Raw genomic sequence first — 26,339 nt, 5'->3', positions numbered from 1 at the left:
CCTTCCTCAGTTCGTGTCACGGGACTGGGTCAGACCCGGACGGTGCCCGTGTGCAGGGCGCTGGTGGAGCCGTTGACGTTGAAGCCGACCCGGTAGCGGCGGGACTCGTGGCCGACGCGGGCCACCAGGTGCGCCTCCTCGGACCAGGCCGCGGTGTGGTCGTTCGTCTCGTTCAGCACGGAGTCGCGGACCACGCCGAGGTCGAGGCTCATCCCGTTGCCGTGGACGAACGTGCCGGCCGGGTACATCAGGAAGTCCACCGTGGTCGGCCACGCGGTCATCGCGGTGGAGTGGCCGAACTGGCCGGAGCCGCGGACCTGCCAGTCGTCGACCCACTGGGGGCGGACGTTGCGCTCCAGGAAGTAGCCGTCGATCTCGGCGTTGGACACGGCGAGGAGTTCGACTCCGGCCTTCCAGGCGAGGTCGGCGCGGATGACCTCTCGCACCCACTGCGGGAGGACGACTTCCAGGACGTCGTCGAGGCACATGCCGTAGCGCTCGCGGGTGTCGACGGCGGCCAGTGCTGCGGCGTTGAAGATGCGGGGTGCGGCCGCGTCGGTGACGGCGCCGCCGCTGATGCTGATCGCCGCGGTGGACAGGTTGAGCATCTGGGCGATGAGGCGGGCGTTGACGGCGTGGTCGTGCGCGGCCATCAGCAGCCGGATCATGTTCTGCGTGGCTTCGGGATAGGCGTCGTTCGCCAAGTTGCCTGCGGTCAGGCAGATGCCGTAGACCTCCAGGCGGGCCTCGTCGAACTCGGGGCACGGCACGCGCACGCACGGCTTCGTCGGGGATCCGGTGGCGGCGGCGATGTCGTCGGCCTCGGTCCACAGCCACGGCACGGAGGTGACGCTGAGTTCCTCGGCGAACGGGGCGAAGGCGACGGAGTCGACGGCGTCCGCGAGGCTCGGGGAGACGGGGAACTGGACGCCGCCGCGGGTGACTCCGAACGTCGGCAGGTCGATCAGCCCGGACGAGCAGGCGATGTTGAAGAAGTCGTAGCGGATCTCCGACGGCGCGCACCAGCCGCCAGCCGCGACGAGGGCCTCGGCGTCGCCTTCGCGGCGGGTGAGGAAGCGGAAGAGTTCCTCGACCTGGGCGGGGGTGGTGCGGTCGTCGACGGTGTGGGAGAACTCGTTGCGGATGCTCGCGACGGTCTGGTAGTTCGGGTTGCCGCGGGTGACCGGCATGGACTTGGCCTTGCGGGACACCACGTCGACGACGGAGTCGAAGGTGGCGAGTTCGCCGCCGTGGGCGACGCCGGGGATGTCGACGGATGCGGTGATGGCGAGCCGCTGCTGGGGCACCTTCGGCTGGGGTGCGTGGCGGGCGGTCTCGGCGAGGGAGGCGGTTGCCCGGCGGGCGATCTCCTCGGGGCGGACGGTGCCGCCCTTGCGGTCCATCATGAACGCGGACAGTGCTGCGGTGACGCCCTGCGCGGTGGCCTGTGCGATGGCTTCGGGGTCGACCTGTGTGGCCTGTTCGGCGGCGGCCTGCGCGGCGGGTGCGCCGTGGACGCGGGCCTGGAGTTGGGAGAGCTGGTCGGCGACGCGGGCCTGCTGGCGCTGTGTCTCCTGCTCGGCGCGGACTTCGCGGACGCGGAGCTCAGCGCGGATGCTGTCGAGGTCGTCGGTGAGACGCATCGCGTAGGCGAGCGTGTCGGGGTCGACGTTGTCGAGGGCGTTGACGCGCTCGAACTCGGCGACGGCTCGCGTTTCGAGGTCGGCAAGGTCTGCGTCGGACGCGAGGGTGAGATCGGACGGGGCACTGAAGAGCTCTTCGGCTGCCACGTGGTCCTCCGTTGCGAAGAGGGGTTGTGCGCCCGTCGAGTTGGCGCCCTTTCGCGGGAGGTTAGCGCAATAGCATACGGACCGGCAAACGTCAAATACGTTCACCGGTCCGATATACCTAAAGGTCAGAGGCTCGGAGGGGGCGGCGGCGGGGGCGCCGGACGCCGCCTCTTATTGCAGCTGCACACGTTGCTCACCTCCCTCCAGGGTGTACGCGGCGCGACAGCATCCGCATCACGATCCGCACCGCCTCACGCTCCAGCTCGGCCTGCGAGCGGCCCCACGCCACCACCGGACGACCAGCCGCCACCAGCGCCTGCGGTTCACCCGACGCGACCCGCGCCCGCATCTTGGGCACAGGGAAACCGGGAACATTGACGGCCAAGAGCCCCACCAGCCGCAGCTGGCCGCCGATCCGCCGCCAGTCCCCGCTGACCTGGCCCGCGGCCTGCAGCTCGTACACCTTCAACGGATCCGCGCCCGGCCTGATCGCACCCGCGACCCAGATGCCGTTCGCGTCGTTGCCCACCGCCACGTCCGCGACCGCGGCGCCGGTGTTGTCGTAGTGCTCGGCCGCCGGAGACGCCCCATAGTGCAGCGGTGCATGCCCCGTGCCCACCGTGATCTGGCCGACCGCCACCCGTGAGCCGTCCGCGCACACGACCTCACCAGTGCGGTAGTACGGGTGGGCGTCCTCGTGCGGCGGCTGCACACATACCTCGTCCTGCCCGATGTGGCACGACCCCCACTGCGCGGCGTGCCCGTAGATCCGGCCGTCGTCCGTCACCGTGATCGGTGTCGGCAGTGACAGCCCGGGGTCGGCGAACCAGGCGGCCGGCGGCCTCCACGGCTCGGCGCCGGCGGCCACGACGTGCAGAGCACGGGGCTTCGGCGCCGGCTCGTCCTCCTCGGGTGCGGAGAGTGCTTCCACCTCGGCTTCGGTGACCGGCACCCCGCCGGCCACGACGGCACCCTGCGCATCGAGGAGAGCAATGTAGGCCTCAGCGAACGCGGGGATGTCGACGAGGGTCGCGGCGCGGATCCGGCCGCCGTGGAAGACGACTTTTTCGGGCTGCGCGAACAGCATCTCGAACAGGTCGTCCTCGTCGCCCTCTCCGGTGCCGGCGTTGACGTCGTCGGGGAAGACGTACTCGACGTCTGCGTCGGCGATGGAGTCGGCGTCGATGCTGACGCCGCGGAGGAACTTCCCTTCGATCTTCGCGTGGACGCGGCGGCCGTCGTCGTCGGACAGGTCGAGGACTCCCGCGCCCATGATCTTGTCGCCGTCGCGCCAGATCCGGTCGATGCGGCCAACGTTGACAGCGATTGTGCGGGCATCGCCTCCGTGGGAGTCCTCCTTGTTCCACCTGAGGGGCACGGGGAGGTCTGCCCAGGTGAGGGCTTCGGGGGCGAACTCGCGGCCGTCGCCGGTGACGATGCCTTCGACGGCGAGGACGCCTTTCCACGGGGCGGTCTGCCCGCTGTAGTCGAGGTCGTCGTCGGGTTCCTCGTTGGCGCCGTCCTCTTCGGCGGCGAGAGCGGCCAGCTGCTTGTCGGCGTCGGCCTCGCTGGCGTGGCAGCCCATGAGTTCGTCGGTGTCGGTCTGGACGACGGCCCACGGCGTGTCGGCACCGCAGTCCGGGTGGTCCTGCACTGTGCGGTACGGCACGGCGCCTCCCTGCGTGGTGGTCTGGTGCGGCATTGTGGTCGCGGACGCCGCCAAGATCATTCCGGCTGCTGCTTGCTCCCCGTCCTGCGGCCACACGGTGACGAGCGTGCCTCGGCAGCGTGCGCCGCCAAGGCACTTGGTGTAGCCGCCCGTGGGGTATGCCTCGCGCGCCTCGGCCAGAGTGGTGAACTCACGGCCGTCGATGTCCCGGCACGGCTTGCACGAGTTCTTGTCGAGGATCTCCGTGGCCGTGTGCGTCGCGGGCGGTGCGACGGCGAGGACGGCGAACCTGCCCTCGTTCTGTGCGGCGGTCATCGCCGCGCCGATCTGCTCCTGGACCGCGGCCTGCGACAGGGCGGCGAGGTGCTCGTCGACCGCCTCGGCGACCTGCGACGCCGAGCCTGAGCCCCACACCCGCATCGCCTGCCGGACGGCCGACTGCACCAGGCCAACGCCCAGGACGCGGGCGGCCGTACGGCCGATCTGCCGCAGCTTGTCGCGGATCGCGGCGGCGGTGAGTGCCTCGTCGTCCAGCGACCAATCCGGCACGGTGACGCCCTGCGCCTCGGCCTCGGCCTGCTGAGCTTCGCCCGCCTCCCGCGCGTAGGCGATCATGCGGGCGATGAGCAGCGTGGCGCCGTCGTCGGTGTCGACGGTGAACTCGTCGAGTCGGTCGAGGTCGTCGGCGTCGGCCGCGGCCTGCACGGCGGCGGTGATCTGCTCGCGCTGTGCGGCCTGGATGTCGGCCCAGTCGGCGACGGTGGCATCGACGGCCTTGTGCCAGGCGTCGTTCATGGCGGCGAAGTCGGCGCGGCTGCGGGTCTCCAGCTCGGTGGGCTGCCGGCGCAACGAGCCGGCCGCCGCGGTGATGCCGTCGGGCAACGGGATGTCGGTGTGGTCCCCGGCGAACGCGACGCGGATGCGGTCGAAGGTGATCGGGCCGAGCCGCTCCTCCAACTCGATGATGAGCTCAGGTTCGTCGGAATAGGCGGCGCAGATGTGCGGTACCCACGGCGCATGCTGCACTGGCAGGTCGGGGTGATCGTGCATCCCTTCCAGCGCCTCGATGGCGAGCGTGTGCGCGAGTTCCAGCGAAGCGGTGATGACGCGCTCGTCCCGGTCGTCGCCAACGCTCCAGACCCAGGAAGGGCTGTCGGTGTTGGCGTTCCAGTGCGCTGCTCCGAAAACGCGTGCCTCGATGGGGCCGCTGACGAAGTCGTCCACGCCCGCTCGCAGGTTGCTGATGAGTTCCTCGCGCTCACGCTCGTTCCATTGGGCGCCGTCGTCGCCGAGGAAGTACAGCGTCAGGTGCAGCTGATCGACGTCCTCGCCGCCCTCGATCGCCAGCCGTGCCGCATCCTCGGGCGTCGGCATCAGGGCGATCATCGCGCCGGAGAGATGCGAGCCGTCAGCCGCGGCTGTGAGCGTGACCATTCGAGCTCCGAGTCGTCGAGAAGAACCCGCTCGTGTCCATGAGCGGGCTGAGCTTGCCGATCGTGAACCGGCCGAACGCGTCAAGGCGCGCCTCATACACGCCGCTGGTCCCCGGCCGAGGCAGGCTGTGCAGCTTCAGCGCGGCGTGGGTGAACGGGCAGCTGTACGCGTGCTCCGAACACTGCTGCGGGTGCAGGAGCTCGGGCGGCCGGCCGGTCGCGAACCGTACGGCGTGCAGCGCCTGCGCCTGTCGGACCATGCGTTCCTGCCGTGCTTCGGCCGCCGCCTGCCGAGCCCTGGCCGCAGCTTCTCGTGCCTCGTCTGCGTCCGGGGGCTCGTGCTCGCCTTCTGGCGGCGGTTCCTCATCGCCGCCCGATGGCTGCTGTGACGCGGCGGTTTCGGGCGCTACGGGCCTGATCTCCACCTTCTGCCCGGTGAGCAGGGACAGCGCGGAAGGGCCGCCGGACGGCAGCGTCTTGATGATGACCTTCAGCCCCTGCTCGCGCAGTTCCTCGGCGGTGGGGGCGTCGGCCTCGTCGAAGCCGGTCTCCCGGCGCAGCGCAGCGCCGTTGATCTCCAGCCGGTCGTACAGCTGGATCGCGTCGTCCGATCGGTCGGGGCGCAGCGTCAGCTCGGACATGTCGTACCAGACGACCCAGTGGGCCCAGTCCTCCACGCCTGACGCCTTGAGGCGGGGCTGGAGATAGCCGGTGGTGAGGGCGTGGCAGATCAGCTCGGCTTCCGGGGCGATGTGCGTCTTCAGCGCGCCCTCTTCGAGCTGCCACGCTCCCCAGTGGTTCACGTCGCCCATGCCGAGGAGTACCTCGGCGGGCATGTTCAGCATGGTCGCGAGGCCCTTGATCGCGGACTCGCGTTTGTCGAGGATCTTCTCGTCGAGCTGGAGGGTGAAGTCGAGGTGCTTGATCTTGTCGACGTACTCGGCGGGCACCTTGATCGGTAGCGGCACAACGGCGGACGCTGTGCCCGGGTTCTGGATCGCGGTCGCCGCGATGTCGATCCACTCCGCGACGAACGGGTCGGCGGCGTCAGCGAACTCCTCCTTCGCCGGGAACGTCACCTCGTCTGGGAAGAGGACGACACCGGCGCTGGCCAGCCGGGACAGGAACTGCGCCATGATGTACCGGTTGATCAGCTCCAGCTCGCGCATCTTCCCGCGGGCGGCCCGGGCCGGCGAATCGGCGCGGTAGTGCCACCGCTTGTGCGGGCGGAACACCCGGGTCACGAGCGAGTCGCTGCCCAGGGACCGCCACTTGATCCCGTTGTTCGATGTGGTCTCGTCGACGACTTCGAAGTGGCCGCGCGCAGCGCGGACTTCGTCGATGCTGCGGACGGCCCACTTCTCGACGCCGTTCACGGTCTCGCCGACGAGGTAGCCCTCGCCGGGGACGGCGAGCTGCGTGCCGAACCCGGACATGAGCTGCGCCTGGGCGCCGACGCCGCCGCCGAGGGTGGTCATGAGGTCGACGGCGGTTCCGGCGTCGGCGCGTACGGGCTCGTCGGCGCCGGGTTCCAGCTTGGCGGCGTAAAGGCGGACGCGGGAGAGCATCGCGGACACCCATTCGACGCCGTAGCGGAATTCGCCGAGGTCGTCGTAGTAGCCCCAGGCTTCTTCCTGCCAGGTGTCGGTGCGGCGGATGAGGTCGGTGCGGGGTTCCTTGACGGGGGCCGCGGCGGCGGTGATGGCTTGGGGTTCGCTGGCGTGCGGTGCGGCTGTGGGCAGCGGTCCGCGTCGGGTGAAGGCGTGCCACCAGGCCATGTAGTCGCTCCCTGCTCGCGGTCTGCGAGGGAGGGTAGGCACCGGGCCGGGAAGATCATTCCGGGGAAAGGGGAACGGCCCCCTGCGCCAACAGGAGGCCGTGAACAACCCGATCCCGAATGCGTGTGGTTGGAGCCAGCAGCAGTGAGGACGTGCGGCCATCGTAGCGGAGGTGGCCGCCTGCTTGTGCCGCTATGCCCAGTCCTGTGCTGCGATCAGAGCGCCAGCTGCCCACACCGCGAACCACACCAGCAGCGGCACCGGCAGCCCAACGACCGCCCACGTTCCGGCCGTCAAGGCGAGCGCGACCCAGCCGGACGCGCACCACGGGCACGACAGCAACTCGGCCAGCCAGTACGGAGACCACTTCTTCCGCTCTACCCAGCGGTTCTCCACCCCATCGATGGCCTGGGTCTTCCAGGGCACGCCTTTGGAACGGACGTGCTCCCACTCGGCCTCTGTGAGCGGGCGCCAACCTCCAACCAGCCGATCCCGCAGCCACAGCACCGGCGGGAACGTGTCCTCAACCACCAGCCGCGTCAGCCGGTACGTGGCGAGCGACAGCATGATCAGCAGCAGCCATGTCTCCATGGCCCGTCACCGTAGCCGCGATCCGACGATCTGCTTTCTGGCGAGATCTCCGCCCAACGAGCCCTGCCCGCGCGGCACCGTTCCGACCAGCTTCGTGTGCCAGCCACCCCACACCATCCCGTCCAACCGGTCCGGCGACCAACCGAGTTCGGGATACCAGGTACACAACTGCTCCTCCAACTCCGGGAACGTCCCCGCGTGATGCCACCGCCCCTGCGCCGACAACGCCGCCACCGGCTGGGCACGGATCGCCTTACCCTGCGTCGCCCGCACCTTCCGGATCGGGATGTCCACGCCGACCTTCTCCATCGCCGTACGGATCACCGCGACCGCCTGGTCCCCGCCATAGTTCACCTCGACGCAGATGTCGTCCGCCTCCCAGTCGATCGCGGCCCGCACAGCCCGCTCACCCCAGCCCTCCGGCGGCAGCTGGCACGACCGGTCATCGAGGACGAACCCGTGAGGCTGCGGCCTGGGCGTGCCGGCGGTCTGGACCGTCGGGTCCTCGGGGTCGGCCTGCGGGGCAGGCAGCACCCCGGGAAGGATCAGCCCGGACTTCGCGGTCACGACGATGCCCTGCTCGCCGGCGCCGCCGGACGGGTCGACGCCGACGGTCCGGCGGATCAGATCCGGCACGGCGTCCAGCTGCATCCGCGAGGCCGCCAGCGCATGGCGCCGCCAGTAGGCGTTGGTCACCTCGTCGAGGATCTGGCCGAGGAGTTCCTGCTCGCCGAGGTCGGTGCCTGCGTAGGCGTCCTCGAGCATCTGCCGGATGTGTTCGGGCAAGTGCGGGTTCTGGTACATGGTGGCGTGGGTGGTGACCACGCCGGGGACCTCGCCGTTCTTCAGCCGGTTGAGCAGCAGCTTGGGCTTCGGGGTGGTGGAGGCGACCCAGTGCGGGCGCGGCCCTGAGCGCAGGCCGAAGCGAAGCTGGTCGAAGCTCTGCTGCATGTATCGCCAGGCGGCGAACTCCTCCAGCCAGGCCAGGCAGGTGTTACCGCCGGCGCGGAGGCGCTCGACGTCTTCCGGGGAGTTGGCGCCGTAGAGCTTGGCCTGGGAGCCGTTCGCCCACCGTACGACGGTGCCGCCTGCGGTGGTGATCGGGCCGGTGGCGGTGGGGTCGTGGGCTTTGATGCCGGACGGGCCGGAGACGCAGGCGGTGACGGCGTCGCCTTGGGTGGGGGCGATGATGCCGATCCAGTGTGGGACTGGTCCGGGCAGGCAGGGGGGTCCGGCGACGTGGCGGGCGACGTACTCGGCGCAGGCGTCTGTTTTTCCGGCGCCGCGTCCTGCCAACAGTAGCCAGCCGTACCAGTTCCCGGGCGGTGGGATTTGGTGTGGGAGGGGTTGCCAGCGTGGGGTGAGGAGGGCGCCGAGCGCGGCGGCGGCGCGCTGCGCGATGTGGGCCCGGTCCTCGGTGGTCATGTGGGGATTGTGGCCGCTCTTGGGCGCTGCGCCGTCCGGAGGTTGACGGCGTCGGTGTGCGCCGGTTCGTTGACCTAGTGGCGGCGCGCGTCGCCCTGGTCGGGCAGGCCTGCCGAGTTGCTTCCGTGGTGGTGCCATGTCCATGAACGCCGGGGCAGGTGCACGATCTTCGCTCCGACGGCGATGCAGCCGAGGGTGAATGCGTAGTCCTCGCCGGAGACTTGGACGTTGGGGTCGCGGGCGAACCCGACCTGCTTGGCGAGTTCGGTGCGGACGAGGATCGTGATCGTCGTCGAGTTGGGGCAGTCCGGGTCGAAGGGGCGGCCGTAGAACATGGGGAAGGGGTCGGTGCCGCCGACGACGCGGAACCAGGGGTACACGTAGTCGGCGTTGGTGTCGGCGGCGCAGGCGAGGAGCTGCTCGACGTGGTCCGGGTCGAGTTCGTCGTCGCTGTCGAGGAACGCGGTCCACTCGGTGTCGACGAGCGCGAGGCCGTGGGCGCGGGTGATGGCGGCGCCCTTGTGGTGGATGTCCTCGGCGAGGATGTGGTGGACGGGGACGGTTTGGGCTTGGACGGAGCGGGCGGCGCGGTCGAGCATGCCGTTAGTGCGCCGCTGCTCGTGGAACGGCGTGACGACCGTGACCGTGGGCTCGCTCATGGCGCCCCCGCGTGCTCGACTTTGCCGAGCTGCTCCTTGCACTGGCAGCCGTCGACCGGAGACCAGGACGGGCAGGCGCTGGTGGTACCCGCGCGACAGCAGCACGGAACGTTGACCGTGAGGGTGTCGCAGCCGCACTTGTCGGGATCGTGCCAGCCGGTCACGGGCCTCTTGCACTGGTCGCAGCGCAGGTAGGGATTGGCGAATGTGATCTCGACGTGGACGCGGGTGTGGGTCCGAGTGATCATCGCGGCGTGCCCCTCCAGAGGATTTCGTTGTCGCCCTGGATCAGCAGCTCCAGCGTGGACCAGAACTTGATCCCGTAGTCCGCGTTCGCCGCGAACGATCCGTCGAAGTAGTGGAACGACGGAATGCACCAGAAGCTGACGTGCGTCGGGTCCGCGAACGCATGCCACGTCCCTGACAGGCAGTTCGGCACGCGGATCTCGAACACGCCGCCCGGCCGAAGCACGCGGTGCGCCTCGTTCATCACGGCGATCCGGTCGGCGCCCGCGGGGATGTGCTCCATGACGTGGCTCGCGCGGATCGCGTCCACGCTGCCGTCCGCCGCAGGCCACGGCACCTGCTGCGCGGGCCGCTGCCACTCGCCCACCCCGTGGGTGGGATCGAGGTTGGTCCACCCGGCCTGGACCAGGTGGCCGCCGCCGATCTCGATACTCGTCATCACACACGCTCCGGCCAGTGCCACGTGCCGCCCTCGCGGCCGACCTCGGACTGCACGCACCCGCCGTCGGAGAGTGAATGGAAGAACATCCCCGAGGGGTTCAGGACTGCCAGGCCCACCGGTACGGCGATGTTGCGCCTGGCGTCTTCGGACGTCTTGCCTTCGGGCCACTCTCCTACTTCGGTGATGACCGCCGCCCGACACTGCGCCGAGTAGGCCTGCGTGCCGTCCTCACGGACCGGTGTCCCGTGACTCACGTAGTGGACCACCCGGCCCACACTCGGTACCTGCTGCTCACTCATCCGTGCCTCGCACTCCCCTCATAAGCCAGCCACGACGTGGCCAGATGCGACCCCGGCCAAGGCGCCGGGCGAAGCCCCGTCTCCCGCAGCACGAACGGCTGCGAGATCTGGTCCTGAAAACTCCACTCGTACGTCTCCGCCAGCCAGCGCACACCGAGCTCCCGCACCGCGGCCGTGTGACGACGGCCGATCACCCCCGTCGCCCACAACCCCCAGGACTCGGGGTGGCCCAGCTCGCTGTAGCGGTCGGCCTGCTCCAAAACCGGTTCACCCGCGTACTTCGCCAGCCCCGCAGACTCCTTGGCCTCCGCATACAGGCAGTTCCGCCACGGATGCACGAACTGCGCGATCGGCTCCTCATCCGTCAGCTTGGCCACAGCCTCGATCGCGAACTGCGCCGAGACCACCCGGAACGACGCGTCCACCCACAAAGAGACACCCGCGTCCGTGTACCGCCAGGGCTCGTACTTCGGATGCTTCGCCGCCCGGTTCGGATGCACCCCAGGCCGCGGCTCATACACGAGCGTCCACCCCTGCGCCGCCTCGGCGTCCGGCGGCTCACCGTCGTGCACACAGATCCACTCGACGTCCACACCCGCCTGCGGCAACACCGGCTTCAGCGAGTCGTAGCCGTCATAGATCGCCGTGACGATCGCGACCTGGCTCACGACGCCGTCCGATACCAGGCCACGACATCCTCCACCCGCGCCCACGAGTGCTCCGGCTTCCAGTCCAGCCGGTCCCAGCCGTCGCCCCGGGCCACGATCCGCGTCGGTGTCTCCCCCAACCGCATCGGCAGATGCTCCACCCCGGCCGTCGACCCGGTGAAGTCCAGAACGGCCCGAGCAAGCTCGTTTACTGTGACCGCAACCCCGGTGCCGGCGTCGAACGTCACGTCGTCCCCGAACTGGGCGGCGTCGACCAGCATCCGGCCGACGTCGTCCGAGTGCACCAGGTCCATCGTCTGCTCGCCGTCACCCCACACCGGCAGCGGCCTGCCTTCCCACGCGGCGCGGGCGAACGTGGGCAGGATCTTCTGCGGGTGCCCGGGACCGAACTTCTGCCCGGGACCGTAGGCGTTGAACGCGCGGACGTGGGAGACACGCAGCCCGTACGCCTCATGCCACGCGGTGGCCAGGCGGGTCGCGCACACCTTCGTCGCTGTGTACACGCTGGGGAACACGGGCGGCATGCCGACACCGACGTAGGCGGCGTCGTGTTCCTGGCACCAACGCAGGATCCGCAGCGTGCCCACGACGTTGGCCTGTACAGCTGCCTCGGCGTCGTCGAAGAGTTCGGAGGTGCCGAGCATCCCAGCGAGGTGGATGACCGTGTCCGCGCCCTTCAAGGCAGCGAGGTCGCCGAGGACGTCGTTGCCGTGGGCGCGGTCGAACGACCAGGCTTCGTGGCCGACGGCTTCGGCCGCGCGGATGGTGGCCTGCCCGAGGAACCCACTGCCCCCGGTGACTGCGATCTTCATGTGGCTCCTCACCATGGGGTCCGCCCCCACTTCCTTGCGAAGGTCTCCCGGTCCCGGCCTGCCTGCTCTTGCAGTTCGGGGCGTTCGTGCATGGATCCGTTGGGGCAGCGGTGTTCGACGGGGATGCCGGGGACGAGGAGCGCGCCGCCCTGCTCGCGGGCGCGCCAGTCGATGTCGTCGTCGCCGTACCACCAGGCGAGGTCCTCGTCGAGGCGCAGCCCCGTCTCGCCGCGGAGCATGTAGGCGTAGCCGGTGATCCGCTGCCGGAGGTCGATCGGTTCGGCCTTCGTGTGCAGCAGGACATCCCGGCCGCCGTGCTGGTCGGGATAAGCGAGCGCGGCCGGGCTGCCGCGCATCGCCATCGACAGGGCCATCACCCAGCCGGCCGGGACGACGACGTCGGAGTTGAGAACCGCGATGTGCCACTCCGTGGCGCCTGCGCGGTGGGCGGCCGCGTCCGCGAGGGCGAGCCCGATGTTCCACAGCTGGCTGATGTTCGGCGGGTCGATCGGTACGGCCGCGACGAAGACCTTGCCGTGCCACGGCTCCGGGTCGATCGGCGGATCGGAGAGGTTGTCGATGACGATGACCCGGTCGACCTGGTCGGCCACGGAGTTGATGCAGTCGGCGAGGAGGTCGTGCCGGTTCCGGGTCGGGATGACCGCAGCCCGGAAGATCCCGCTCACGCGTTCAGCCACTGCGGGTTGGCGGCGTACCACGCCACAATGTCCGCCAGGGTGTCGTCCAGCGGCCGCGGCCCCGGCCAGCCCAGGGCGGCGAGCTTGCTGCCGTCGAGTGCGTACCGGTGATCGTGGCCCGGCCGCTGCGAGTGGTAGTCCACCAGCTCGTAGTCCAGCTGGCGCCCGGCCGCGTCGGCCATGCGCTGGGCGAGGTCGAGGTTGGACGCCTCCTCGCCGACGATGTTGTAGCGCAGCGGGCCGTCCGGGGTGGTCGGGTAGTACGTGGCCCGCTCGTCCCCGTCGAAGCGTTCGGTCAGCCACAGCCACGCGGCGGCGAAGTCCCGGACGTCGACCCAGCACCGCGAGCCGGACACCCCGTCGGGACTGGCGTGGACGGTGAGCTTCTCCCCACGAAAGATGGCGCGGGCCACCTTCGGGATGAACTTCTCCGCGGCCTGCGGCGCCGGCGCCAGCAGGTTCATCGTGTTCGTCACGATCAGCGGCACGCCGAGCCCACGCCAGTACGAGTAGGCGATGGCCTCCTGCGCGGCCTTCGACGCGGCGTACGGGTTGGAGGGGCGGATGCTGTCCCACTCGTGGTGCTGGTAGCCGTCGCTGGCTGGGCCGAACACCTCGTCGGTGCTCATCTGCAGGAAGAGCCGCGGTTTGGCCAGGCGGGCGTACTCCAGCATGTTGAGGATGAGCTCGACGTTGTTCCGCACGAACGGCACCGGGTCGGTCAGCGACCTGTCGACGTGGGATTCGGAGGCGATGTTCCACACGTAGTCGACCGGGCCGATCTGCTCGGCGAGGAGCGGGGTGATCGGCAGGGCGAGGTCGTGGGCGAGGACGTCGACCCGGGCCCGCGCGTCGGGCCGTTCGTCGAGGACGGCGTTGATGCGGGCGCCGTCGCCATGGTGCCGGTACGACACGGGGCAGACGACGCGCCAACTGGTGTGGTCAAGAACGTGGGCCAGTGCGGCGGATCCCACGAACCCAGACGCACCGGTCAGGAGAATTGTCCTGCCGTCGGGAGATTTACCCACTGTGCTTCTCCAAGTAGCTAACGATCGAAGAGATCAACTCGAAGGACTCTTCGACCTTCCCCAGGGTCGAATTGCATCTGAAGCACAGCAGTCCGCGAACCTTACCGGTCGTGTGGCAATGATCGACGGATAGGCGCCGTTCTCCATCGGTTTCCCCGCAAGTCGCGCAGACACCGCCCTGCGACGCGAGCATCTCCTTGTACTGATCAGCGTTGATCCCGTACTTGCTTTTGAGTCGACGCTCCCAGTCCCTCTCCGGGTCGTAGGTTGCGGCCCAGATCCTGGAGCAGCATGCACGGCACCAAGTCTTCAGACCGTCCCTGCGCTTGCTGTCCTTGGAGAACTGATCCGCAGGCTTGAATGCGCTGCAATTTGCACACCAGCCTTCGCCGGGTTGCGCTTTTCGCGGCCTGACCCGGTGATGGACTTTCTGCGGGTCGCCATTGCGTTGCAACCGGCCGTAGTGCTTCCTGCATAGCCCCTTGCAGTGCACTTCCCCTCCGGCCGAACAGTACTCGTCGTCAATCGCGCACCGGATTCCCTTGTTCTTCACAAAGAGAATTCTATTTCCCTGGCATTCTTGTGACTTGCGGGAATTCCGAGATGTGACGCACCCGACTGGCGTTCTGACCCATGCGTGTCGATGCGCGGCGGTTCCGGGCAGGCCGGTCGGGAGCAACCTCATGCCGCGGACGGTAGAGACCCCACCGCGAAGATCATTCCGGCTGGCTGGTTCCCGGCGGCAGGGCGCTGGCGCCGAGGAGGTGCTGCTGCGCTGCGCCGAGCGCCTTCACCCGCTGCTCGTGGTCGAGTTCGAGGACATCGAGCGCGGCGGCGAGCGCCGATGCGACCAGGTCGCCCTCCAGGTCGAGGCGCCGCTCCAGGGCGACCATGACACCGGCGTCGACGGCCTGCTTCGCTGTGAGGGCGGCGAGTTTGCGTTCGTCGCGGGACTGCGCGAGCCACTTCGTGATGGAGGGCGGTGGCTTCAGCGGGTTGCCGCCGGCTTCGACGTGTTCGCGCATCTGCTCGGCGAGGACGCCGTCGGCCCAGGCGGCTCGGCCGGTGGCGGTGCGGACGAGGTCGAGTAGTGCTTCGTGTGGGGTGATGTTTCGTTCGGCGGCGATTTCGTGTGCCATGGCCCATGCCTCTTCGACGTGTCGGTTTCCGCCGCGGTGCCAGATGCAGGTTCCGTACCCGGGGTGGTTGGTGCCTTGTCCGGCGCGGTGGGAGCACATGCGGCCGTTGAGGTTGCGTTTGGGGCATCGGGCCGGGTAGGCGGTCATGGGGTGATTGTGGCTCGGCGGGTTGGGCTGATCTTCCGGGCGCAGCGGAGGGCCCCGACCGGGCGGTGGTCGGGGCCTTCGGCGTGAGCAGGGTCAGGCGGTGGTCAGAACTCCTCGGTGCGGAAGGCGTAGCCGGAGTCGTGCTTCAGGGTCTCGCCAAGCTCGGCATCCCGCAGTTGGCGCCCGAATGCCAACCCGGCGCGGCCGAACGCAATGTCCTGGGCGGCAAGGACCCGCAGTGCGGACAGGGCGACGGCGTGACGGGTGGGCAGCGGTTCGGTGCTGGAGTGGGCCTGCGTTCCGTCGGGGCGGGTGACGATGAGGCGGAAGGTCATGTGGTTCATCCTGTCGTGTCGGGCGGTCAGGCGGCGGGCCGGTACGGTCCCCAGCCGCCGCGGATCATCGGGTTGTGCGGCCGGTCCTCCAACTCCACGGGGAGGTCGGACCAGACCAGGTGAGTCATGCCGAGGTCGAGGGCAGCGGCCACGCGGTGGTGCCCGTCGACGAGCCACGGCTGGCCGTTGTAGGTGCGGATCATGATGGGGAGAGCCATGCCGTCGCGGCGAATCTCGTCCAGGAGATCGGCGTAGTGCTCGGATCGCCGTTTGTGGTCGAGGACGTCGCGGACGTACAGGGCGTCGGGTGTCTCGTCGTCGTCGACGGTGAGCATGTCGAGGACGTCTGCGACGGGGATGATGCCGAGCACGGCGGGCTCCTGGGTGGTGGGGCGTCGGCGAGGAGTTGGACGCGGGCGGTGATGGGGAGGTCGACGGGGCCCGCCTGGAGAGCGGGCTCCGAATGCGGTCAGTCGGAGGACCAGCCCGCCCACTCCGGCTCGCGGAAGGCCACGGTGCCGCTGGTGTAGCGGATCAACTCCCCGTACTTGTGCAGTGAGTGCACCGTGCCCTGGTCGTCGGTGACGCGCCACGACGAGCCGAGCGGGTCCTCGACCGTGGTGACGGTCCGACCGTTGGGCAGCGGTGCGCCGGGGCTGATCGCGAACCGGTCGTAGCCCAGGAGACACCCGTTGGCGGGGACGGTCTCCAGGATCTCCGTGGCCTGGGCGGCAGCAGCGGCCGGTACCGGGATGACGGAAATGTCGATGCCACTGAGGAACACGGAGGTGGGGTCGGTCGTGCGGACGATGCGCAGCGGGCGGCCGTCGCGGTCGGTCACGTCCCACTCGTCGATTGCGTGGCCCTGGGCGCGCGCCTGCGCGATGTCGGCTTCCGCTTTGGTGACGGTGTCGTGGCCCCACAGGGTCCCGTAGTGGTCGTAGTTGGCGACGATGGCGGGCTCCGGCTCGGGCTCCGGCTCCGGGAGCGGGGCGTTGAGCTCTCGCAAGGGCTGGGGGTCGATGGGGGTGAGGACGAGGGCGGTGCCAGCGGCGACGATGGCGGCGAGTTCGATGGTGTCCACGGTGCTCCGATCTCGGGGTGGTGCGCGGGCGGGTAATGGGGATGTCGATGAGGTCAGGCGCGCGGGACCCAGCGGGTCTGGCCGCCGCCGCCCGGGTTGTCGATGGTGACGACGGGTCCGCGCGTCTGGAAGGCGCGGCCCTCCTCGATGGCGGACACCATCTCGATCTGCACCATCTCTCCGCATTGGCCGCTGCGGTTGGTGTCGACGGCCCAGGCGTTGTCGCTGGTGGGGTGTTCGGCGTCGTAGGTGGCGTCGGGGTTGATGGCGGTGACGCGGGGGTCGTTCCAAGACATGGTGTTCTCCTCTCAGGCCGCGAGCAGCATGCGTGCGGCGAGCTGGTGGTAGCAGCGCGAGCCCTTCAGGCCGGCGGGGCAGGAGCAGGCGGTGGGGGCGGTCTTGTAGGTCTCGGTGCCGTCGGTGCTGACGGCGATGAACACCACGCTGCGGAGGGGGACGATGGCGCCGTCCTCGATGAGCTCCCGCGCACTGGCGACCTGGTGGGGCTTGTAGTCGGTGAGGTCGACCTGGGCGCGGCGGATGTGGCGGGCACAGGTGGGGCCGTAGCCGATGGCCTGGGACTTGGCGGTGCGGAGGGGGCGGCCGCAGCGGAGGCAGTTGGTGTGCTGGTGGGTGGTGGCTGCGGCGTTCATCGGGTCCCCCTTGCTCCATGGTGATACCTATAGGGTAGGCCTACCGCATTACGCATGTCAACTAGACTAGGCCTACCGGATCAGTCACACTGGGGGTATGTCCACCACCATCAACCTCGCCGCCATCCGCACCCGCTACGAAATGGCCGTCGAAGACGCCGAGAAGCAGCGCACCGCCGACGTCCAGGAAGCCCTCGCCGCAGGCGCCACCCAGAAGGAAATCGCCGACGCCACCGGCTACACCCGCGAGACGGTGCGCCGGATCGCCAACCCGGAAGCCGCCGAGGCCATCCGCAGTGCCCGACGGGCCGCCAAGCGCCCGGTGGGCAGCGAGGAGAAGGGCGTGTGACTGCCGGAACGATCGACTGTGCAGCCTTCACCTCAGAGGACGACGAACCGGCAGCCTGCAGCGCCTGCGGTCATCCGGCCTGCGAGGTATGCGAGGAGACGCACGCCGTGTACGGCGGGACCGTCTGCGCCGGATGCGTCGACCTACTCGACGAGGATGACCAGGCGCACGAACGCGAGCTGACTGATGCCGCGCGTATCGGCTTTGAACGGGCTGGCGGCAGGGAAGGGCTGGCCCACGTCTGGGACCAGTGGATGACCGAAGGCCATACAACCGGCAAGCGGGTCGGCGAGGGTGCAGGCCCGGTGCGCCGGGACGAGGAGCCCACCACATGACCACCTTCACCGGCGTCCTCGCCGTCCTCCACACCCCCACCACCGACGGCCGCCAACTCGACGAACCGGGACCCGACCTCACCCGCCCACTACCCCTCCCGCTCGTGCGCCCCGGAGAACCCGGCATCGGCCGCATCAACCGCGTATGGCAAGACGGCAACCTGCTCCGCTACGCCGGAACCCTCGACGACGAACACCCAGACGCCGACGCGATCGCCACCGGGATCCGTGCGGGCCGACTCGTTGGCATGCTCGACGCCGACGACGCGAAGATCCGCCACCAGAACGGCAACCTGTTCAGCGACAGGGCTGCCGACACGCTGACGGTGATGAGCGGATGGCGGGTCATGGCCGTGACGCTGATGCCGTCGGAGGGCAAGGCGTGGCCGGAGGTGTCACTCACCCTGGACGCGTAGCCCACCGCATGACGACGGCCCCGCCCGAACCGGTGCGGGGCCGCAGCATGTCCGGCCTACGACGCCTCAGTACCCGCGCTCCGCAACGTCGGTGATCTTCACCGACACCTTCGTGCTCGACGAAGGCACAGTCACCAGCGACGGCGAGAAGTTCAGACTCGTCTGATCCGACAACTCAGCCGTCTCAATCACCGGCCCGTCCTCATCGCCACGGATCTCGTAGGTGATCTCATACACGGCGTCCGGGTCGATCGCCTCACTGTCGACCAGGAGCGTCAGGTCCGGCTCCACCGTCACATTGCAGCCCGCCGACCCGAAACACTGCCGCCTCGTCGTACGCAGCTCGATCGTGAAACTGTTCGCGTCGATATAGGTGTACGACGGCTCCGACTCCTCGGCGGCGGCCGCCACGGTGTCCTCGGCCGCCGGCGTCGTGGCCGCAGCCGGCGAACTCCCGCTGCCGCCGTCGCGGGAGTTGACGACGAACACCCCCGTCCCGATCACCGCCGCGATCACGGCGGCCGCCGAGCCGATCACAACCCAGTTGCGGGGCTGCTTCGGCGCCGGCGGGGGCGGCGGGAAGTCGGGCATGGGCGGTGGCGTGCCGTCACTCATGGGTCCCCCCAGGGATGTTGGTGCGTAAACGGCATCATCCTGCCGTGTGTGCCCGGTGTGGAGGCGGTGTGTCCGTGTTGTGACATGCGGAGGCCCCTGCCGTCACGGGGGTGGAACGGCAGGGGCCTCGTTGCCGGGCGTTACCCGGCGCGTAGCTTCCAGTGTGGCAGGCGGTCAGTCGACGGGCAGCCACTTCGTGACAGTGACCTCCCGCTCCACCACCTCGACGGCCTCCACGGTGTCGCCGTACCAGCCGTGCTGGTCGGGCATGCCGCCGCCGACCTCGAAGTCGCCAAGTTCCAGCTCGGCTTCGTAATCGACGGCGTACGTCTTGCCGTCCTCGGCCCGGAAGACGCAGCGCCGTCGGGCCGTGTACTTCAGGACGGCCACTTGCTCGTCGGCGAGGACGTGCTCGTCGTACTCGATGTCGCGGGGGTCATCCGGGGGAACGTTGTAGGCGGCGAGCTCGGCGATGGTGAAGTGTCGGGTTGCCATGGGGTCAGTCTTCCTGTTGCGGCGTACCGGGAACGGGCTTCTCCGGCGCGGGGAAGTGGCCGCCCCGACTGGCCTGGTAGGTGGTCTCGTGGCCTTGCAGCCGCTCGTCGTCCGGCTCCGGGGGTGTGGTCCAGCCGAGTGCCATGATGGCGGTCTCCTGTCTCGTGTTCGGGATGGTGAGGAACCGGGGCGGGCCGCGCTCTTCTTGGCGGTTGGGAGCGGCCCGCCCCGGGGTTATGAGGCGCCCTTGTGGATCGAGCGGGCTACTCCCTCGAAGGCGTCGAGCGCCCGGGGATCGAAGCGGCCGTGTCGGGCTTGGATGTCCTTGCCGAGCTGGTCGTAGAGGCGGGCCGCCTTGCGGTAGTCGCCCTCCTGCTCGGCCTGTTCGGCCTCGGCCATGCGTCTCGTGATCTCGTCCATCGGTGGGTCCTCTCGACAGGTACGGGCGGGCCGGGGCTTGGGCGGGTCAGTGCTGCTGGCCGAACGGCACGGTCATCGACGCCTCGGTCATGTCCCGCAGCTCGGTGCCGTCGGTGGTGCGGGTGTTGAAGCGGGCAATCGCCTCGTTCTTCAGCCGCTCGGTCTCGGCGCGGTCGCCGCGTTCTCGGGCGGCGATGTAGTCGCGGACAGACTGGTGCTCGGTCTCCATGTGGATCTCCCTGGGTGGTTGGTCAGCGGCCCCAGCAGTTCGCCAGGACCAGCGCGAGCAAGAACAGAACGGCGAGGCAGCTGCCGCGCGGGAGGATCCCGTCGCCACGCGCCTCCGCATGCACCGGACGGACGCCGTCCCCCGCAGCCGGCGCCAACCCCCCGTGCGCGATACGGCGGTGCTCGACGAGCTCGTCCTCGGCGTCCGCCTCACGCTCCCGGCGCTGCGGAGAGACGGCGTCACAGGACCGGCAGAAGTACTCGTGCGGCATTCACGCACCCCCTCTCGACAGCAGGCCGCGAAGCCGCGCCAGAGGCGTAGCTACAGGCGTAGGAACGTCCGCTACATCGCAGGTCACAGCCGTAGCTACGGGGCCGCTACGGGCCTCAGGAGCGGCGCCCGGAGAGGGGTCGGGGAGAGCCTCCTGCCACGCCTGCAGGTCGACCCCGTAGACCCCCTCATTCACCCTCCCCTCGGCATCCCGTACGGAGGCCCGCGTGGGGATACCGAGAGCCCCCAACTTGGCCCTCACCGCGGCCCGATCAACGGACTCCCCCGGGGTGGCCGCGGTGAGGTACTCGGCGAGGGTCTTCACGTGCACGCCGCGGGCGTCCCCGATCAGCTTCCACATCACCGTGACGAGCGGGTCGACAGGCAACTCCTCGGGCTCCGACTCGGGGGCGGCGGGGGGCCGTCCGGCGCTGCGCCGCTCGACCCATTCCGCCCACCCCTCCAGCCGGTCCCGGGGCACGAACGCGGCAACCGCCAGCACCCACCCCGTGACCAGACCTACGGCCACCCAGCCGCCGTAGAAGCCGACGGCCCACACCGACCCCACGTGCAGCACCCACGCCACATCAGCGCGGCCGCGGGCGAGCAGCCACCGGCCCGGGCCGCCCACCCCCGCCCAGAGCGCCCCGGCGAGCCCTGTCGGCGCGGCGCTCGCCTCATCGGCCACGACCTCGTCCTCGCTGACCACCTCGTCGCGGACGTCCAGGTCAGGCACCGGCTCGGTCTTGCGCAGGTTGAAGTACGTCACTGGAGGCCTACCCGCGCGTTCTCGATCGCGTCGGCGATGTAGCTCCAGGAGCCGCCAGCGCCGGTGGCGATGTAGAAGAACAGCAGCGCGGTGAACCCGACCTGCTTAGTTGTCAGCTTCTTGAACAGCATGAAGATCGCCACGCACAGGGCGAGAGCAGGCATCGTGACCCCCTTGAGGAAGCCCTGCAGGAAGTCGATGACCGTGCCGGCCGCGTCGGGGACGACGGTGAACGCGCCGCCGGCGGCCTTGTAGGAGCTGGCGGCGAGCATCGCGACGAACACGGTGGTCCACCAGCCCAGCGGCTTGAGCTTCCCGCCGCCGGGGACGCCGAAGATGAGCAGCGCGGTGAGGGCGGCGGCGAGGCCGACGGTTCCGAGGTTGCCGAACACGAGGGGTCCTTAGAGGTGGTAGCCGGTGCCGTACAGCAGGACGCCGACGACGGTGGACGATGCGGGGACGGCGGCGAGCCAGGCGACGGGCCGCCACCAGCTGCGGGTGCGGTGGTGCAGCAGGAGCGTGGCGGCGCCGACGATGCACCAGAAGATCGCTTGCGGGCCATACGGGCTGGTCGAGACGATCCAGGCGGTGACGTAGGTGACCCAGCCGACCAGGCCGACCGTCCAGCCCAGGTAGGCGGCCGAGGCGTGGAAGGCGAGCCACTTCAGCCGGTACGGCACCCGGTCCCACGCCTCGATCAGGGACTGGCGGGGCGACGGCGGCCGGGTGTCGAAGGCGCTGCGTGGGGTGTCGGGTTGTGGGCGTTTCCTGCGCTCGCGCCGGGCCTTCTTCGGCTTCGTGGCGGGGGGCTTCAGCGTGGTCTTCTCCACGGGCGCGGGAGCCGGTTCGGGTTCCTGGGCGGCCTCGGGCTGGGGGGCGGGCTTCGTGTCGAGGATGTCGTCGAGCCAGTCGCGCGGCCGGCCGGTGGGCTTCGGCGGAATGGCTGGCGGCTTGGCGTCCGGGCCGACGCCGCGGGTCTTGAGGATCGCCTTCATGCGGAGCTCGTCTGCCCCCTGCTCGGTGCCCATCAGGCACCGACTCGCAGGGCGCGGAGGTAGCGGTCGACGCTGCTCTGTGGGACGGGCTTGCCGGTGGCGTTCCGGACCGTGCGGAGGACGGCTTCCGGGTCGCGGATCCCGGAGTCCCAGGCATTCCGGACTGCTTCCTGCGTGGTCACGCGGCCAGGCCGGAGCGTGCTGACCTTGGGATCCGGATCTTCCGGAAGGGGTTCCGGACTTCCGGAAGTCTCCGGATCCGCGGATCCGTTCGCCTCCGCGGATCCGAGGCTGCGGCGCTCGGCGTCGACCTGGGCCTGCCCGCGCTGCAGTTCCCGCCGGATCGGGATCATCGCGAGCTGCCCGTCGACCGCGGCACGCCGCTTCGACACCCACTGCTGCGTGCGGTCGTCCAGCGGGCGGGCGTGGACGCGCATGGCCATGGACCAGCCGCCCTTGGCGAGCCCGGAGACGAGCGCACCGACCACACCGATGACCCACTCGCCGAAGACGTAGCCGTGCGCGAACACCGCGCCCATGGACACAGCGAGCGCCCATCGGCCGGCCTTCTGCGCGGCCTTGGCTCGGGCGGGGTCGTAGCGCAGCAGCCACTCGACGCCCATGCACATGATCCAGCTCGCGTCGAACGCGATGGCCGCGGCGTAGGCGACGACGCTGATGGTGACGGCGGACAGCAGGTCGCCGATGCTCGCGGTCGTCCAGACCAGGGATGCTGTGACGAGGACGATCGCACCGACGGTGACGGCGGTGCGCACCAGCTGGTCCCAGTCGCGGGGCGGGGCGGGTACCTCGATGAGTTCGCGGTCGAGAACCATCTCGGTTTCGCCGTCGACGGTGTGGGGGACGAGGCGGGTCCGCTCGATCTTGCGGGTCTTCACGGTGCTCCTCCGGGAGCGGGAAGGCCGACCCCGGTCGGGGGTTGCCCGGGGTCGGCCGGTCTGGTGGCGGTCAGGCGGTGCCGCGGTAGATCGCGAAGGCGAGGGCGGCGAACCCGGCGACGACGCTGAGGCCGTACAAGAGGCGCTCCATCAGTCGCTCCAGTCGGTGCGGCGCCAGCCGCCCTTGCGGTCGCGGGCGCGGTCCTTGCGCTCCCACTTCTCACCTGCGGCGGCGGCCTCGGCGATGGAGCGGCGGTGACCGGACCGGCGCTTGCGGGCGGCTTTGTCGGAGGCGGACTCGCGGCTGGCGTAGCGGTCGGCAGCGAGTTGGCGGTCGTTGCCTCCGCCGAGCCAAGAGAGAAGGCCCATCAGATGCCCCCGCCTTGCACGCCGGTGCCGCCGCAGCTGGTGCAGGTGCGGAAGACGCTGGTGTGGCCGCCGCCGGGTTTGGGGGTGGTTTCGGTGTAGCCGCGCTGGCCGCCGCAGGTGGTGCATGTGCGTGGGGTGGGCTGCTCGGGGGGCTTGTCGGTACCGTTGGGCACGGTCGTTTCTCCTGGTAGCTCAGGGGATTCGGCTGGCCCCGGCCGGGCTCTCACACACCGACCGGGGCCGTTCTGTTGGTGCAGTGCCAGACTGGCAGGAACCTCTTTACAACGTCAAGAGGTTCGGGAAGGATGTTGCCGTGCCCAAGAGCCCTGACAGCGAGGGGGTTCCGCGCTTGATGACCGTCTCGGAGATCGCGCTGGAGCACGGAGTCAGCCGACAGACGGTGCACTCGTACCGGACGCGCGGCAGCTTCCCGAAGCCCGTCGAGGGTGAGGGCAGTACACGACCCCGGTTCCGCGCCGACGAGGTGGCCGCGTGGTTCGCGGCGAACCCGCCACGGCCGGGCAAGCGAACAGACCTCGCAGCCCCAGATGAAGGAGCACCGATGGCGACAACAGAACGCGCCGAGTCCACCCTGAGCGGGGAGGATGTAGAGCGGCTGACGACGATGCTCACCTATCAGTCGGCCGTCGCGGCGCAGACGGTGGGCCTTCCTGAGCCCCAGGCTCGTGAGTTGGCGGAGGCGGTGGTGCAGGCCGTAGAGCGGCTGGCCGCGAAGTGGGCGGAGGGGTAGCGATGGAGGATCTCGCGCAGTGGCTGCGCGCCCAGCTCGACGAGGACGAGCGGATTGCCCGCGCGGTAGAGGACCGGAGTGCCCCGTGGGACGGGCAGTGGATGGCCGACGGCGACAGCGCGGTGCGCACGGTCAACGGGCACGTGCTGTTCTACCGGCACGACAGCGGGCCGTTGAAGCCGGGGCTCACCGACCATGTGGCGGAGTGGGACCCAGCGCGGGTACTGCGCGACATCGCGGCGAAGCGGCGCATCGTGCAGCACCTCGCCGAGGCCATCGAGGCCAGTGAGAACTACAAGGGCCCGGACTACTACGAGGGCGTCGCCGCCTGCGAGTTGACGTTGAAGCTGCTCGCATCCGTGTACGCCGACAGTCCCGGCTACCAGGAGTCGTGGCGCCCGTAGCCCCAGACGTAGCAGCGCCCCTGCCGCCCGGAAAGTCGGCAGGGGCGCTTCGCGTTGTGCAGCACGCCAGCCTGTCGGCAGAAGCTTGCGACGGCCAGCACGCTCATGCTGCCACGGCCGTCAAGCCGCGCCCGGGGAACGCGGGAGCGCCCGCCCTGTCCAGGTCTGGAGGGCGGGCGCTCGGGGGGCTCTCACGCCTGAGATGTCCCTGCCCGGTTGGCGCCGGGCTGCTCTCAGGATGCCAGGCCGTCACCACATCCCGCAGGCCTTCCACAGCCGCACGGCCGCCCGGTTGAAGCCGTGGACGATGAGCCAGTAGGCCGCCCCGTCGACACGACGCTCGGCGCGGAGGCGGGCACGGGTGGCGAGCGGGAGCCGCGGGGAGAGGATCACTGGGTGCCGCATCACGATGCGTCCACGTCGTGAACGGGCCAGTTGTACGGCGGCGGCACAACGAGCGGCACGATCCGCTCCTCCGGGACGGTGGCGTCCTTGTCGATGACGTGACACCGGATCTGCCGGCCGCCTCGGGGTGCGTCCTCAACGACGACCTCCTTGGTGGACATCACGGCGAGCGGGTCGAGACCGTTGGCGCGGAGCCATTCGCATACGGCGTCGCGGCGCCCGTTGGCGACGTGCTCGCGCCAGAGGAGGTCGCTGGAGATCAGTTGAGTGGTCACGGCTGCTCCTCGGGCTGACGTGCGTGGAGAGCGCATTGGCTGCTGGCGCCGCAGCCTGCCGGGCACCGGTCGGGCGGGAGGGTCGCGTTGCGCAGCTCGATGAGGCGGGCGTCCCACCAGCGGGCCACGGGCGTGCCGAGCGGCGGCGGTCCGGCTTCGACCCATCGCTCGTAGAGAGCGATGACGCGGGTGACGTCCTGCTCGGCAGATTGGTGGAGCGCGGCAAAGACGCGGGTGGTCGTCTCGCGCTCGGCTGCTGCATGGCTGGGGTCCACGCGCTCGTACGTCTCGGCGAGGACGTCTGGGGCGATCGGATAGAACTCGCCCTTCACGCCACGCACGACGTGCTGGCCGGTGTAGACGAGGATCCATGTGGAGTGCAGCCTGTCGTAGACAGTGGCGGTCGCTTCGGGGTCGTCGCTGTTTGCTCGGTCGGCTTCGTCGAGGGCGTAGAACTGGCTGGCGCCCCCGGTGAAGGCCTGCACCTCGGCCTCGTTGTCGCCGGTCCACTGGATGGTGTCGACCTCGACGGGCTTCTTGCGGTAGCGGGTGATGGTCACTTGGTCCTCCGTGCTGCGCGCGCGGCGGCGCGCCGGGTGGCTCGGTTCGGGCGGGGCGGCACCGGCTCGTTCATGCCGGGGACGGTGGTGTCGTCCGGGTCGTCGACGACCACCTCGGTGCGGACCAGGCGGGTCTCCCAGGTGACGCCGGGCCTGGGCGATCGCTCAGGCCTCGGCGTCGACGATGGGCCGGTCATCGACGCTCCTTCGAGGTGAGTCGGGCCACCCTGTGGACGAGGTGGCGGAACAGGACGGCCGTGGACAGCAGGCCGGCGATGGCGATGGCGGCGTTCATGCTGCGCTCCGGTCGTCCCAGTGCGCGGCGATCTCCTGCCACGCCGCACGGTCGGTGTCGTCGAGCCGGTAGTCGTCCCGGCGGGCGTACGGCGGCTGCGTGCAGTCCGGGCCGTGCACGGCGCCGTCGGAGTTGCGCCAGAACGAGCAGCACGGCACCGGAGTCTGTCCGAGCAGCAGGGCGTCGACGATGGCAGCGCGGCGCGCCCTCTCATGCCGGGCGCGGGTGTGGCGGTCCTCGGCGTAGTGGCAGCGGGCCAGCCACAGGAAGAACGCGCTGCCGTAGAACCCGAACACGCACAGCCACGAGGGCTGGGTGGCGAAGTAGGCGCCGGTGGTGAAGGTGAGTGCGGCGCCGGCGAGGCAGGCGCGGGCGGTGCGGAGGTTCATGGGTGCCTCCGGGTGAGGTGGCGGAACAGGACGCCGGCCGCGGCCGGGAGGGCGATCAGGGCGGTGAGGATGAGGGCGGCGGTGAGGGTCATGTGCTGCTCCTGCGGGTGCGGTTGAGGAGGGCGCGCCCCGCCCGGCCGAAGCCGAGCAGGAGCGCGGAGATGAGCGGGCCGAGGATGATGCCGACGCCGAGCGCGCGGCCG

Annotated in this window: 42 protein-coding genes; 5 read left to right on the top strand and 37 right to left on the bottom strand. The window is 69.9% G+C overall.

What is annotated here, in order from left to right:
- Positions 1 to 29: 29 nt before the first annotated feature.
- The 20 genes from ACIREI_RS33475 to ACIREI_RS33380 all read right to left on the bottom strand — a co-directional run bounded on the left by ACIREI_RS33475 (position 30) and on the right by ACIREI_RS33380 (position 16,896).
- A complete protein-coding gene (locus ACIREI_RS33475) occupies positions 30 to 1,790 on the bottom strand; it encodes a major capsid protein (RefSeq protein WP_403340952.1) in 1,761 nt (586 codons plus the stop codon).
- Positions 1,791 to 1,983: 193 nt separating this feature from the next.
- A complete protein-coding gene (locus tag ACIREI_RS33470; protein ID WP_403340949.1) occupies positions 1,984 to 4,893 on the bottom strand; it encodes a hypothetical protein in 2,910 nt (969 codons plus the stop codon).
- Positions 4,868 to 6,670 carry a hypothetical protein gene (locus ACIREI_RS33465; RefSeq protein ID WP_403340946.1) on the bottom strand — a complete coding sequence of 601 codons (1,803 nt, stop codon included), beginning with the start codon at positions 6,668 to 6,670 and terminating at the stop codon, positions 4,868 to 4,870. The genes ACIREI_RS33470 and ACIREI_RS33465 overlap by 26 nt, the downstream gene beginning before the upstream one ends.
- Before the next feature lie 192 nt (positions 6,671 to 6,862).
- The gene (locus ACIREI_RS33460; RefSeq protein WP_403340943.1) at positions 6,863 to 7,261 is read right to left on the bottom strand and encodes a DUF1360 domain-containing protein; all 399 of its coding nucleotides are present in this window, start codon (positions 7,259 to 7,261) and stop codon (positions 6,863 to 6,865) included.
- A 6-nt stretch (positions 7,262 to 7,267) separates the two neighbouring features.
- On the bottom strand, positions 7,268 to 8,686 hold the full coding sequence (locus ACIREI_RS33455; RefSeq protein ID WP_403340940.1) for a terminase large subunit domain-containing protein: 1,419 nt from the start codon (positions 8,684 to 8,686) through the stop codon (positions 7,268 to 7,270).
- A gap of 74 nt (positions 8,687 to 8,760) precedes the next feature.
- Positions 8,761 to 9,345, bottom strand: coding sequence for a glycosyltransferase family 2 protein (locus tag ACIREI_RS33450; protein ID WP_403340937.1), 585 nt, complete (start codon positions 9,343 to 9,345; stop codon positions 8,761 to 8,763).
- Positions 9,342 to 9,593 carry a hypothetical protein gene (locus ACIREI_RS33445; RefSeq protein WP_403340935.1) on the bottom strand — a complete coding sequence of 84 codons (252 nt, stop codon included), beginning with the start codon at positions 9,591 to 9,593 and terminating at the stop codon, positions 9,342 to 9,344. The genes ACIREI_RS33450 and ACIREI_RS33445 overlap by 4 nt, the downstream gene beginning before the upstream one ends.
- Positions 9,590 to 10,030, bottom strand: coding sequence for a methyltransferase domain-containing protein (locus ACIREI_RS33440; protein ID WP_403340932.1), 441 nt, complete (start codon positions 10,028 to 10,030; stop codon positions 9,590 to 9,592). Before ACIREI_RS33440 ends, ACIREI_RS33445 begins: the two co-directional genes overlap by 4 nt.
- The gene (locus tag ACIREI_RS33435) at positions 10,030 to 10,332 is read right to left on the bottom strand and encodes a hypothetical protein (RefSeq protein ID WP_403340930.1); all 303 of its coding nucleotides are present in this window, start codon (positions 10,330 to 10,332) and stop codon (positions 10,030 to 10,032) included. Before ACIREI_RS33435 ends, ACIREI_RS33440 begins: the two co-directional genes overlap by 1 nt.
- Complete coding sequence (locus ACIREI_RS33430; RefSeq protein ID WP_403340927.1) at positions 10,329 to 11,000, bottom strand: glycosyltransferase domain-containing protein; 672 nt, start codon at positions 10,998 to 11,000, stop codon at positions 10,329 to 10,331. Before ACIREI_RS33430 ends, ACIREI_RS33435 begins: the two co-directional genes overlap by 4 nt.
- Positions 10,997 to 11,812 (bottom strand): NAD-dependent epimerase/dehydratase family protein, encoded by an 816-nt coding sequence (locus ACIREI_RS33425; protein WP_403340924.1) that lies wholly within the window; start codon positions 11,810 to 11,812, stop codon positions 10,997 to 10,999. The genes ACIREI_RS33430 and ACIREI_RS33425 overlap by 4 nt, the downstream gene beginning before the upstream one ends.
- An 8-nt stretch (positions 11,813 to 11,820) precedes the next feature.
- On the bottom strand, positions 11,821 to 12,498 hold the full coding sequence (locus ACIREI_RS33420) for a glycosyltransferase family 2 protein (RefSeq protein ID WP_403340921.1): 678 nt from the start codon (positions 12,496 to 12,498) through the stop codon (positions 11,821 to 11,823).
- The gene (locus tag ACIREI_RS33415) at positions 12,495 to 13,538 is read right to left on the bottom strand and encodes an NAD-dependent epimerase/dehydratase family protein (RefSeq protein ID WP_403340918.1); all 1,044 of its coding nucleotides are present in this window, start codon (positions 13,536 to 13,538) and stop codon (positions 12,495 to 12,497) included. Before ACIREI_RS33415 ends, ACIREI_RS33420 begins: the two co-directional genes overlap by 4 nt.
- Complete coding sequence (locus ACIREI_RS33410) at positions 13,531 to 14,223, bottom strand: endonuclease VII domain-containing protein (protein ID WP_403340915.1); 693 nt, start codon at positions 14,221 to 14,223, stop codon at positions 13,531 to 13,533. The genes ACIREI_RS33415 and ACIREI_RS33410 overlap by 8 nt, the downstream gene beginning before the upstream one ends.
- A 31-nt stretch (positions 14,224 to 14,254) precedes the next feature.
- Positions 14,255 to 14,677 (bottom strand): hypothetical protein, encoded by a 423-nt coding sequence (locus ACIREI_RS33405; protein WP_403340912.1) that lies wholly within the window; start codon positions 14,675 to 14,677, stop codon positions 14,255 to 14,257.
- Positions 14,678 to 14,928: 251 nt separating this feature from the next.
- Positions 14,929 to 15,159: a hypothetical protein gene (locus ACIREI_RS33400; RefSeq protein ID WP_403340909.1), complete on the bottom strand. Its 231-nt coding sequence runs from the start codon at positions 15,157 to 15,159 to the stop codon at positions 14,929 to 14,931.
- Between the two features lie 26 nt (positions 15,160 to 15,185).
- Positions 15,186 to 15,530, bottom strand: a complete 345-nt coding sequence (locus ACIREI_RS33395) for a ParB/Srx family N-terminal domain-containing protein (protein ID WP_403340906.1) — start codon at positions 15,528 to 15,530, stop codon at positions 15,186 to 15,188.
- Between the two features lie 98 nt (positions 15,531 to 15,628).
- Positions 15,629 to 16,243, bottom strand: coding sequence for a hypothetical protein (locus tag ACIREI_RS33390; RefSeq protein ID WP_403340903.1), 615 nt, complete (start codon positions 16,241 to 16,243; stop codon positions 15,629 to 15,631).
- A 53-nt stretch (positions 16,244 to 16,296) separates the two neighbouring features.
- Positions 16,297 to 16,539 carry a hypothetical protein gene (locus tag ACIREI_RS33385; protein WP_403340900.1) on the bottom strand — a complete coding sequence of 81 codons (243 nt, stop codon included), beginning with the start codon at positions 16,537 to 16,539 and terminating at the stop codon, positions 16,297 to 16,299.
- Between the two features lie 12 nt (positions 16,540 to 16,551).
- Positions 16,552 to 16,896: a DUF6011 domain-containing protein gene (locus tag ACIREI_RS33380; RefSeq protein ID WP_403340897.1), complete on the bottom strand. Its 345-nt coding sequence runs from the start codon at positions 16,894 to 16,896 to the stop codon at positions 16,552 to 16,554.
- A gap of 97 nt (positions 16,897 to 16,993) precedes the next feature.
- Here ACIREI_RS33380 and ACIREI_RS33375 point away from each other — a divergent pair, with 97 nt between their 5' ends.
- The 3 genes from ACIREI_RS33375 to ACIREI_RS33365 are packed head-to-tail and all read left to right on the top strand — an operon-like array spanning position 16,994 to position 17,996.
- Positions 16,994 to 17,245, top strand: a complete 252-nt coding sequence (locus ACIREI_RS33375; RefSeq protein ID WP_403340894.1) for a hypothetical protein — start codon at positions 16,994 to 16,996, stop codon at positions 17,243 to 17,245.
- The gene (locus ACIREI_RS33370; protein ID WP_403340891.1) at positions 17,242 to 17,580 is read left to right on the top strand and encodes a hypothetical protein; all 339 of its coding nucleotides are present in this window, start codon (positions 17,242 to 17,244) and stop codon (positions 17,578 to 17,580) included. Before ACIREI_RS33375 ends, ACIREI_RS33370 begins: the two co-directional genes overlap by 4 nt.
- Complete coding sequence (locus ACIREI_RS33365) at positions 17,577 to 17,996, top strand: hypothetical protein (RefSeq protein WP_403340888.1); 420 nt, start codon at positions 17,577 to 17,579, stop codon at positions 17,994 to 17,996. The genes ACIREI_RS33370 and ACIREI_RS33365 overlap by 4 nt, the downstream gene beginning before the upstream one ends.
- A gap of 66 nt (positions 17,997 to 18,062) precedes the next feature.
- On the opposite strand, the gene ACIREI_RS33360 is transcribed toward ACIREI_RS33365, so the two are convergent.
- The 12 genes from ACIREI_RS33360 to ACIREI_RS33305 all read right to left on the bottom strand — a co-directional run bounded on the left by ACIREI_RS33360 (position 18,063) and on the right by ACIREI_RS33305 (position 23,230).
- A complete protein-coding gene (locus ACIREI_RS33360; protein WP_403340885.1) occupies positions 18,063 to 18,611 on the bottom strand; it encodes a hypothetical protein in 549 nt (182 codons plus the stop codon).
- 174 nt (positions 18,612 to 18,785) lie between these two features.
- On the bottom strand, positions 18,786 to 19,106 hold the full coding sequence (locus ACIREI_RS33355; RefSeq protein WP_403340882.1) for a hypothetical protein: 321 nt from the start codon (positions 19,104 to 19,106) through the stop codon (positions 18,786 to 18,788).
- Between the two features lie 4 nt (positions 19,107 to 19,110).
- Entirely contained in the window at positions 19,111 to 19,251 is a 141-nt protein-coding gene (locus ACIREI_RS33350; protein WP_403340879.1) for a hypothetical protein, read from the bottom strand.
- Between the two features lie 89 nt (positions 19,252 to 19,340).
- Positions 19,341 to 19,526: a hypothetical protein gene (locus ACIREI_RS33345; protein ID WP_403340876.1), complete on the bottom strand. Its 186-nt coding sequence runs from the start codon at positions 19,524 to 19,526 to the stop codon at positions 19,341 to 19,343.
- Positions 19,527 to 19,572: 46 nt separating this feature from the next.
- A complete protein-coding gene (locus tag ACIREI_RS33340; RefSeq protein ID WP_403340873.1) occupies positions 19,573 to 19,755 on the bottom strand; it encodes a hypothetical protein in 183 nt (60 codons plus the stop codon).
- 22 nt (positions 19,756 to 19,777) lie between these two features.
- Positions 19,778 to 20,026 (bottom strand): hypothetical protein, encoded by a 249-nt coding sequence (locus ACIREI_RS33335; RefSeq protein WP_403340870.1) that lies wholly within the window; start codon positions 20,024 to 20,026, stop codon positions 19,778 to 19,780.
- Positions 20,027 to 20,794 carry a hypothetical protein gene (locus ACIREI_RS33330; protein ID WP_403340867.1) on the bottom strand — a complete coding sequence of 256 codons (768 nt, stop codon included), beginning with the start codon at positions 20,792 to 20,794 and terminating at the stop codon, positions 20,027 to 20,029.
- The gene (locus ACIREI_RS33325) at positions 20,791 to 21,186 is read right to left on the bottom strand and encodes a hypothetical protein (protein ID WP_403340865.1); all 396 of its coding nucleotides are present in this window, start codon (positions 21,184 to 21,186) and stop codon (positions 20,791 to 20,793) included. Before ACIREI_RS33325 ends, ACIREI_RS33330 begins: the two co-directional genes overlap by 4 nt.
- Before the next feature lie 9 nt (positions 21,187 to 21,195).
- Positions 21,196 to 21,789, bottom strand: a complete 594-nt coding sequence (locus ACIREI_RS33320; protein ID WP_403340862.1) for a hypothetical protein — start codon at positions 21,787 to 21,789, stop codon at positions 21,196 to 21,198.
- 32 nt (positions 21,790 to 21,821) lie between these two features.
- Positions 21,822 to 22,688: a protein transporter Sec31 gene (locus ACIREI_RS33315; RefSeq protein WP_403340859.1), complete on the bottom strand. Its 867-nt coding sequence runs from the start codon at positions 22,686 to 22,688 to the stop codon at positions 21,822 to 21,824.
- A gap of 150 nt (positions 22,689 to 22,838) precedes the next feature.
- On the bottom strand, positions 22,839 to 23,057 hold the full coding sequence (locus ACIREI_RS33310; protein ID WP_403340856.1) for a hypothetical protein: 219 nt from the start codon (positions 23,055 to 23,057) through the stop codon (positions 22,839 to 22,841).
- The gene (locus tag ACIREI_RS33305; RefSeq protein WP_403340853.1) at positions 23,057 to 23,230 is read right to left on the bottom strand and encodes a hypothetical protein; all 174 of its coding nucleotides are present in this window, start codon (positions 23,228 to 23,230) and stop codon (positions 23,057 to 23,059) included. The genes ACIREI_RS33310 and ACIREI_RS33305 overlap by 1 nt, the downstream gene beginning before the upstream one ends.
- Before the next feature lie 140 nt (positions 23,231 to 23,370).
- Between ACIREI_RS33305 and ACIREI_RS33300 the strand changes: the two genes are divergently transcribed.
- Both ACIREI_RS33300 and ACIREI_RS33295 read left to right on the top strand, forming a co-directional pair.
- Complete coding sequence (locus ACIREI_RS33300) at positions 23,371 to 23,808, top strand: helix-turn-helix transcriptional regulator (RefSeq protein WP_403340850.1); 438 nt, start codon at positions 23,371 to 23,373, stop codon at positions 23,806 to 23,808.
- 2 nt (positions 23,809 to 23,810) lie between these two features.
- A complete protein-coding gene (locus tag ACIREI_RS33295) occupies positions 23,811 to 24,212 on the top strand; it encodes a DUF6221 family protein (RefSeq protein WP_403340847.1) in 402 nt (133 codons plus the stop codon).
- A 249-nt stretch (positions 24,213 to 24,461) separates the two neighbouring features.
- Here the strand turns inward: ACIREI_RS33295 and ACIREI_RS33290 are convergent, their stop codons facing one another.
- The 5 genes from ACIREI_RS33290 to ACIREI_RS33270 form a co-directional block, all read right to left on the bottom strand.
- Entirely contained in the window at positions 24,462 to 24,617 is a 156-nt protein-coding gene (locus ACIREI_RS33290; protein WP_403340844.1) for a hypothetical protein, read from the bottom strand.
- Entirely contained in the window at positions 24,617 to 24,892 is a 276-nt protein-coding gene (locus tag ACIREI_RS33285; protein ID WP_403340841.1) for a hypothetical protein, read from the bottom strand. The genes ACIREI_RS33290 and ACIREI_RS33285 overlap by 1 nt, the downstream gene beginning before the upstream one ends.
- A complete protein-coding gene (locus ACIREI_RS33280) occupies positions 24,889 to 25,452 on the bottom strand; it encodes a hypothetical protein (protein WP_403340838.1) in 564 nt (187 codons plus the stop codon). The genes ACIREI_RS33285 and ACIREI_RS33280 overlap by 4 nt, the downstream gene beginning before the upstream one ends.
- The gene (locus tag ACIREI_RS33275; protein ID WP_403340836.1) at positions 25,449 to 25,649 is read right to left on the bottom strand and encodes a hypothetical protein; all 201 of its coding nucleotides are present in this window, start codon (positions 25,647 to 25,649) and stop codon (positions 25,449 to 25,451) included. The genes ACIREI_RS33280 and ACIREI_RS33275 overlap by 4 nt, the downstream gene beginning before the upstream one ends.
- Positions 25,650 to 25,743: 94 nt before the next feature.
- Entirely contained in the window at positions 25,744 to 26,136 is a 393-nt protein-coding gene (locus ACIREI_RS33270; protein WP_403340833.1) for a hypothetical protein, read from the bottom strand.
- Positions 26,137 to 26,339: the final 203 nt, after the last annotated feature.

The organism is Streptomyces sp. NPDC093591, assembly GCF_044764885.1.
Classification (GTDB): Bacteria; Actinomycetota; Actinomycetes; order Streptomycetales; family Streptomycetaceae; genus Streptomyces.
The sequence above is the reverse complement of the archived record's forward strand: the minus strand, read 5'-3'. Positions and strand labels throughout refer to the sequence as shown.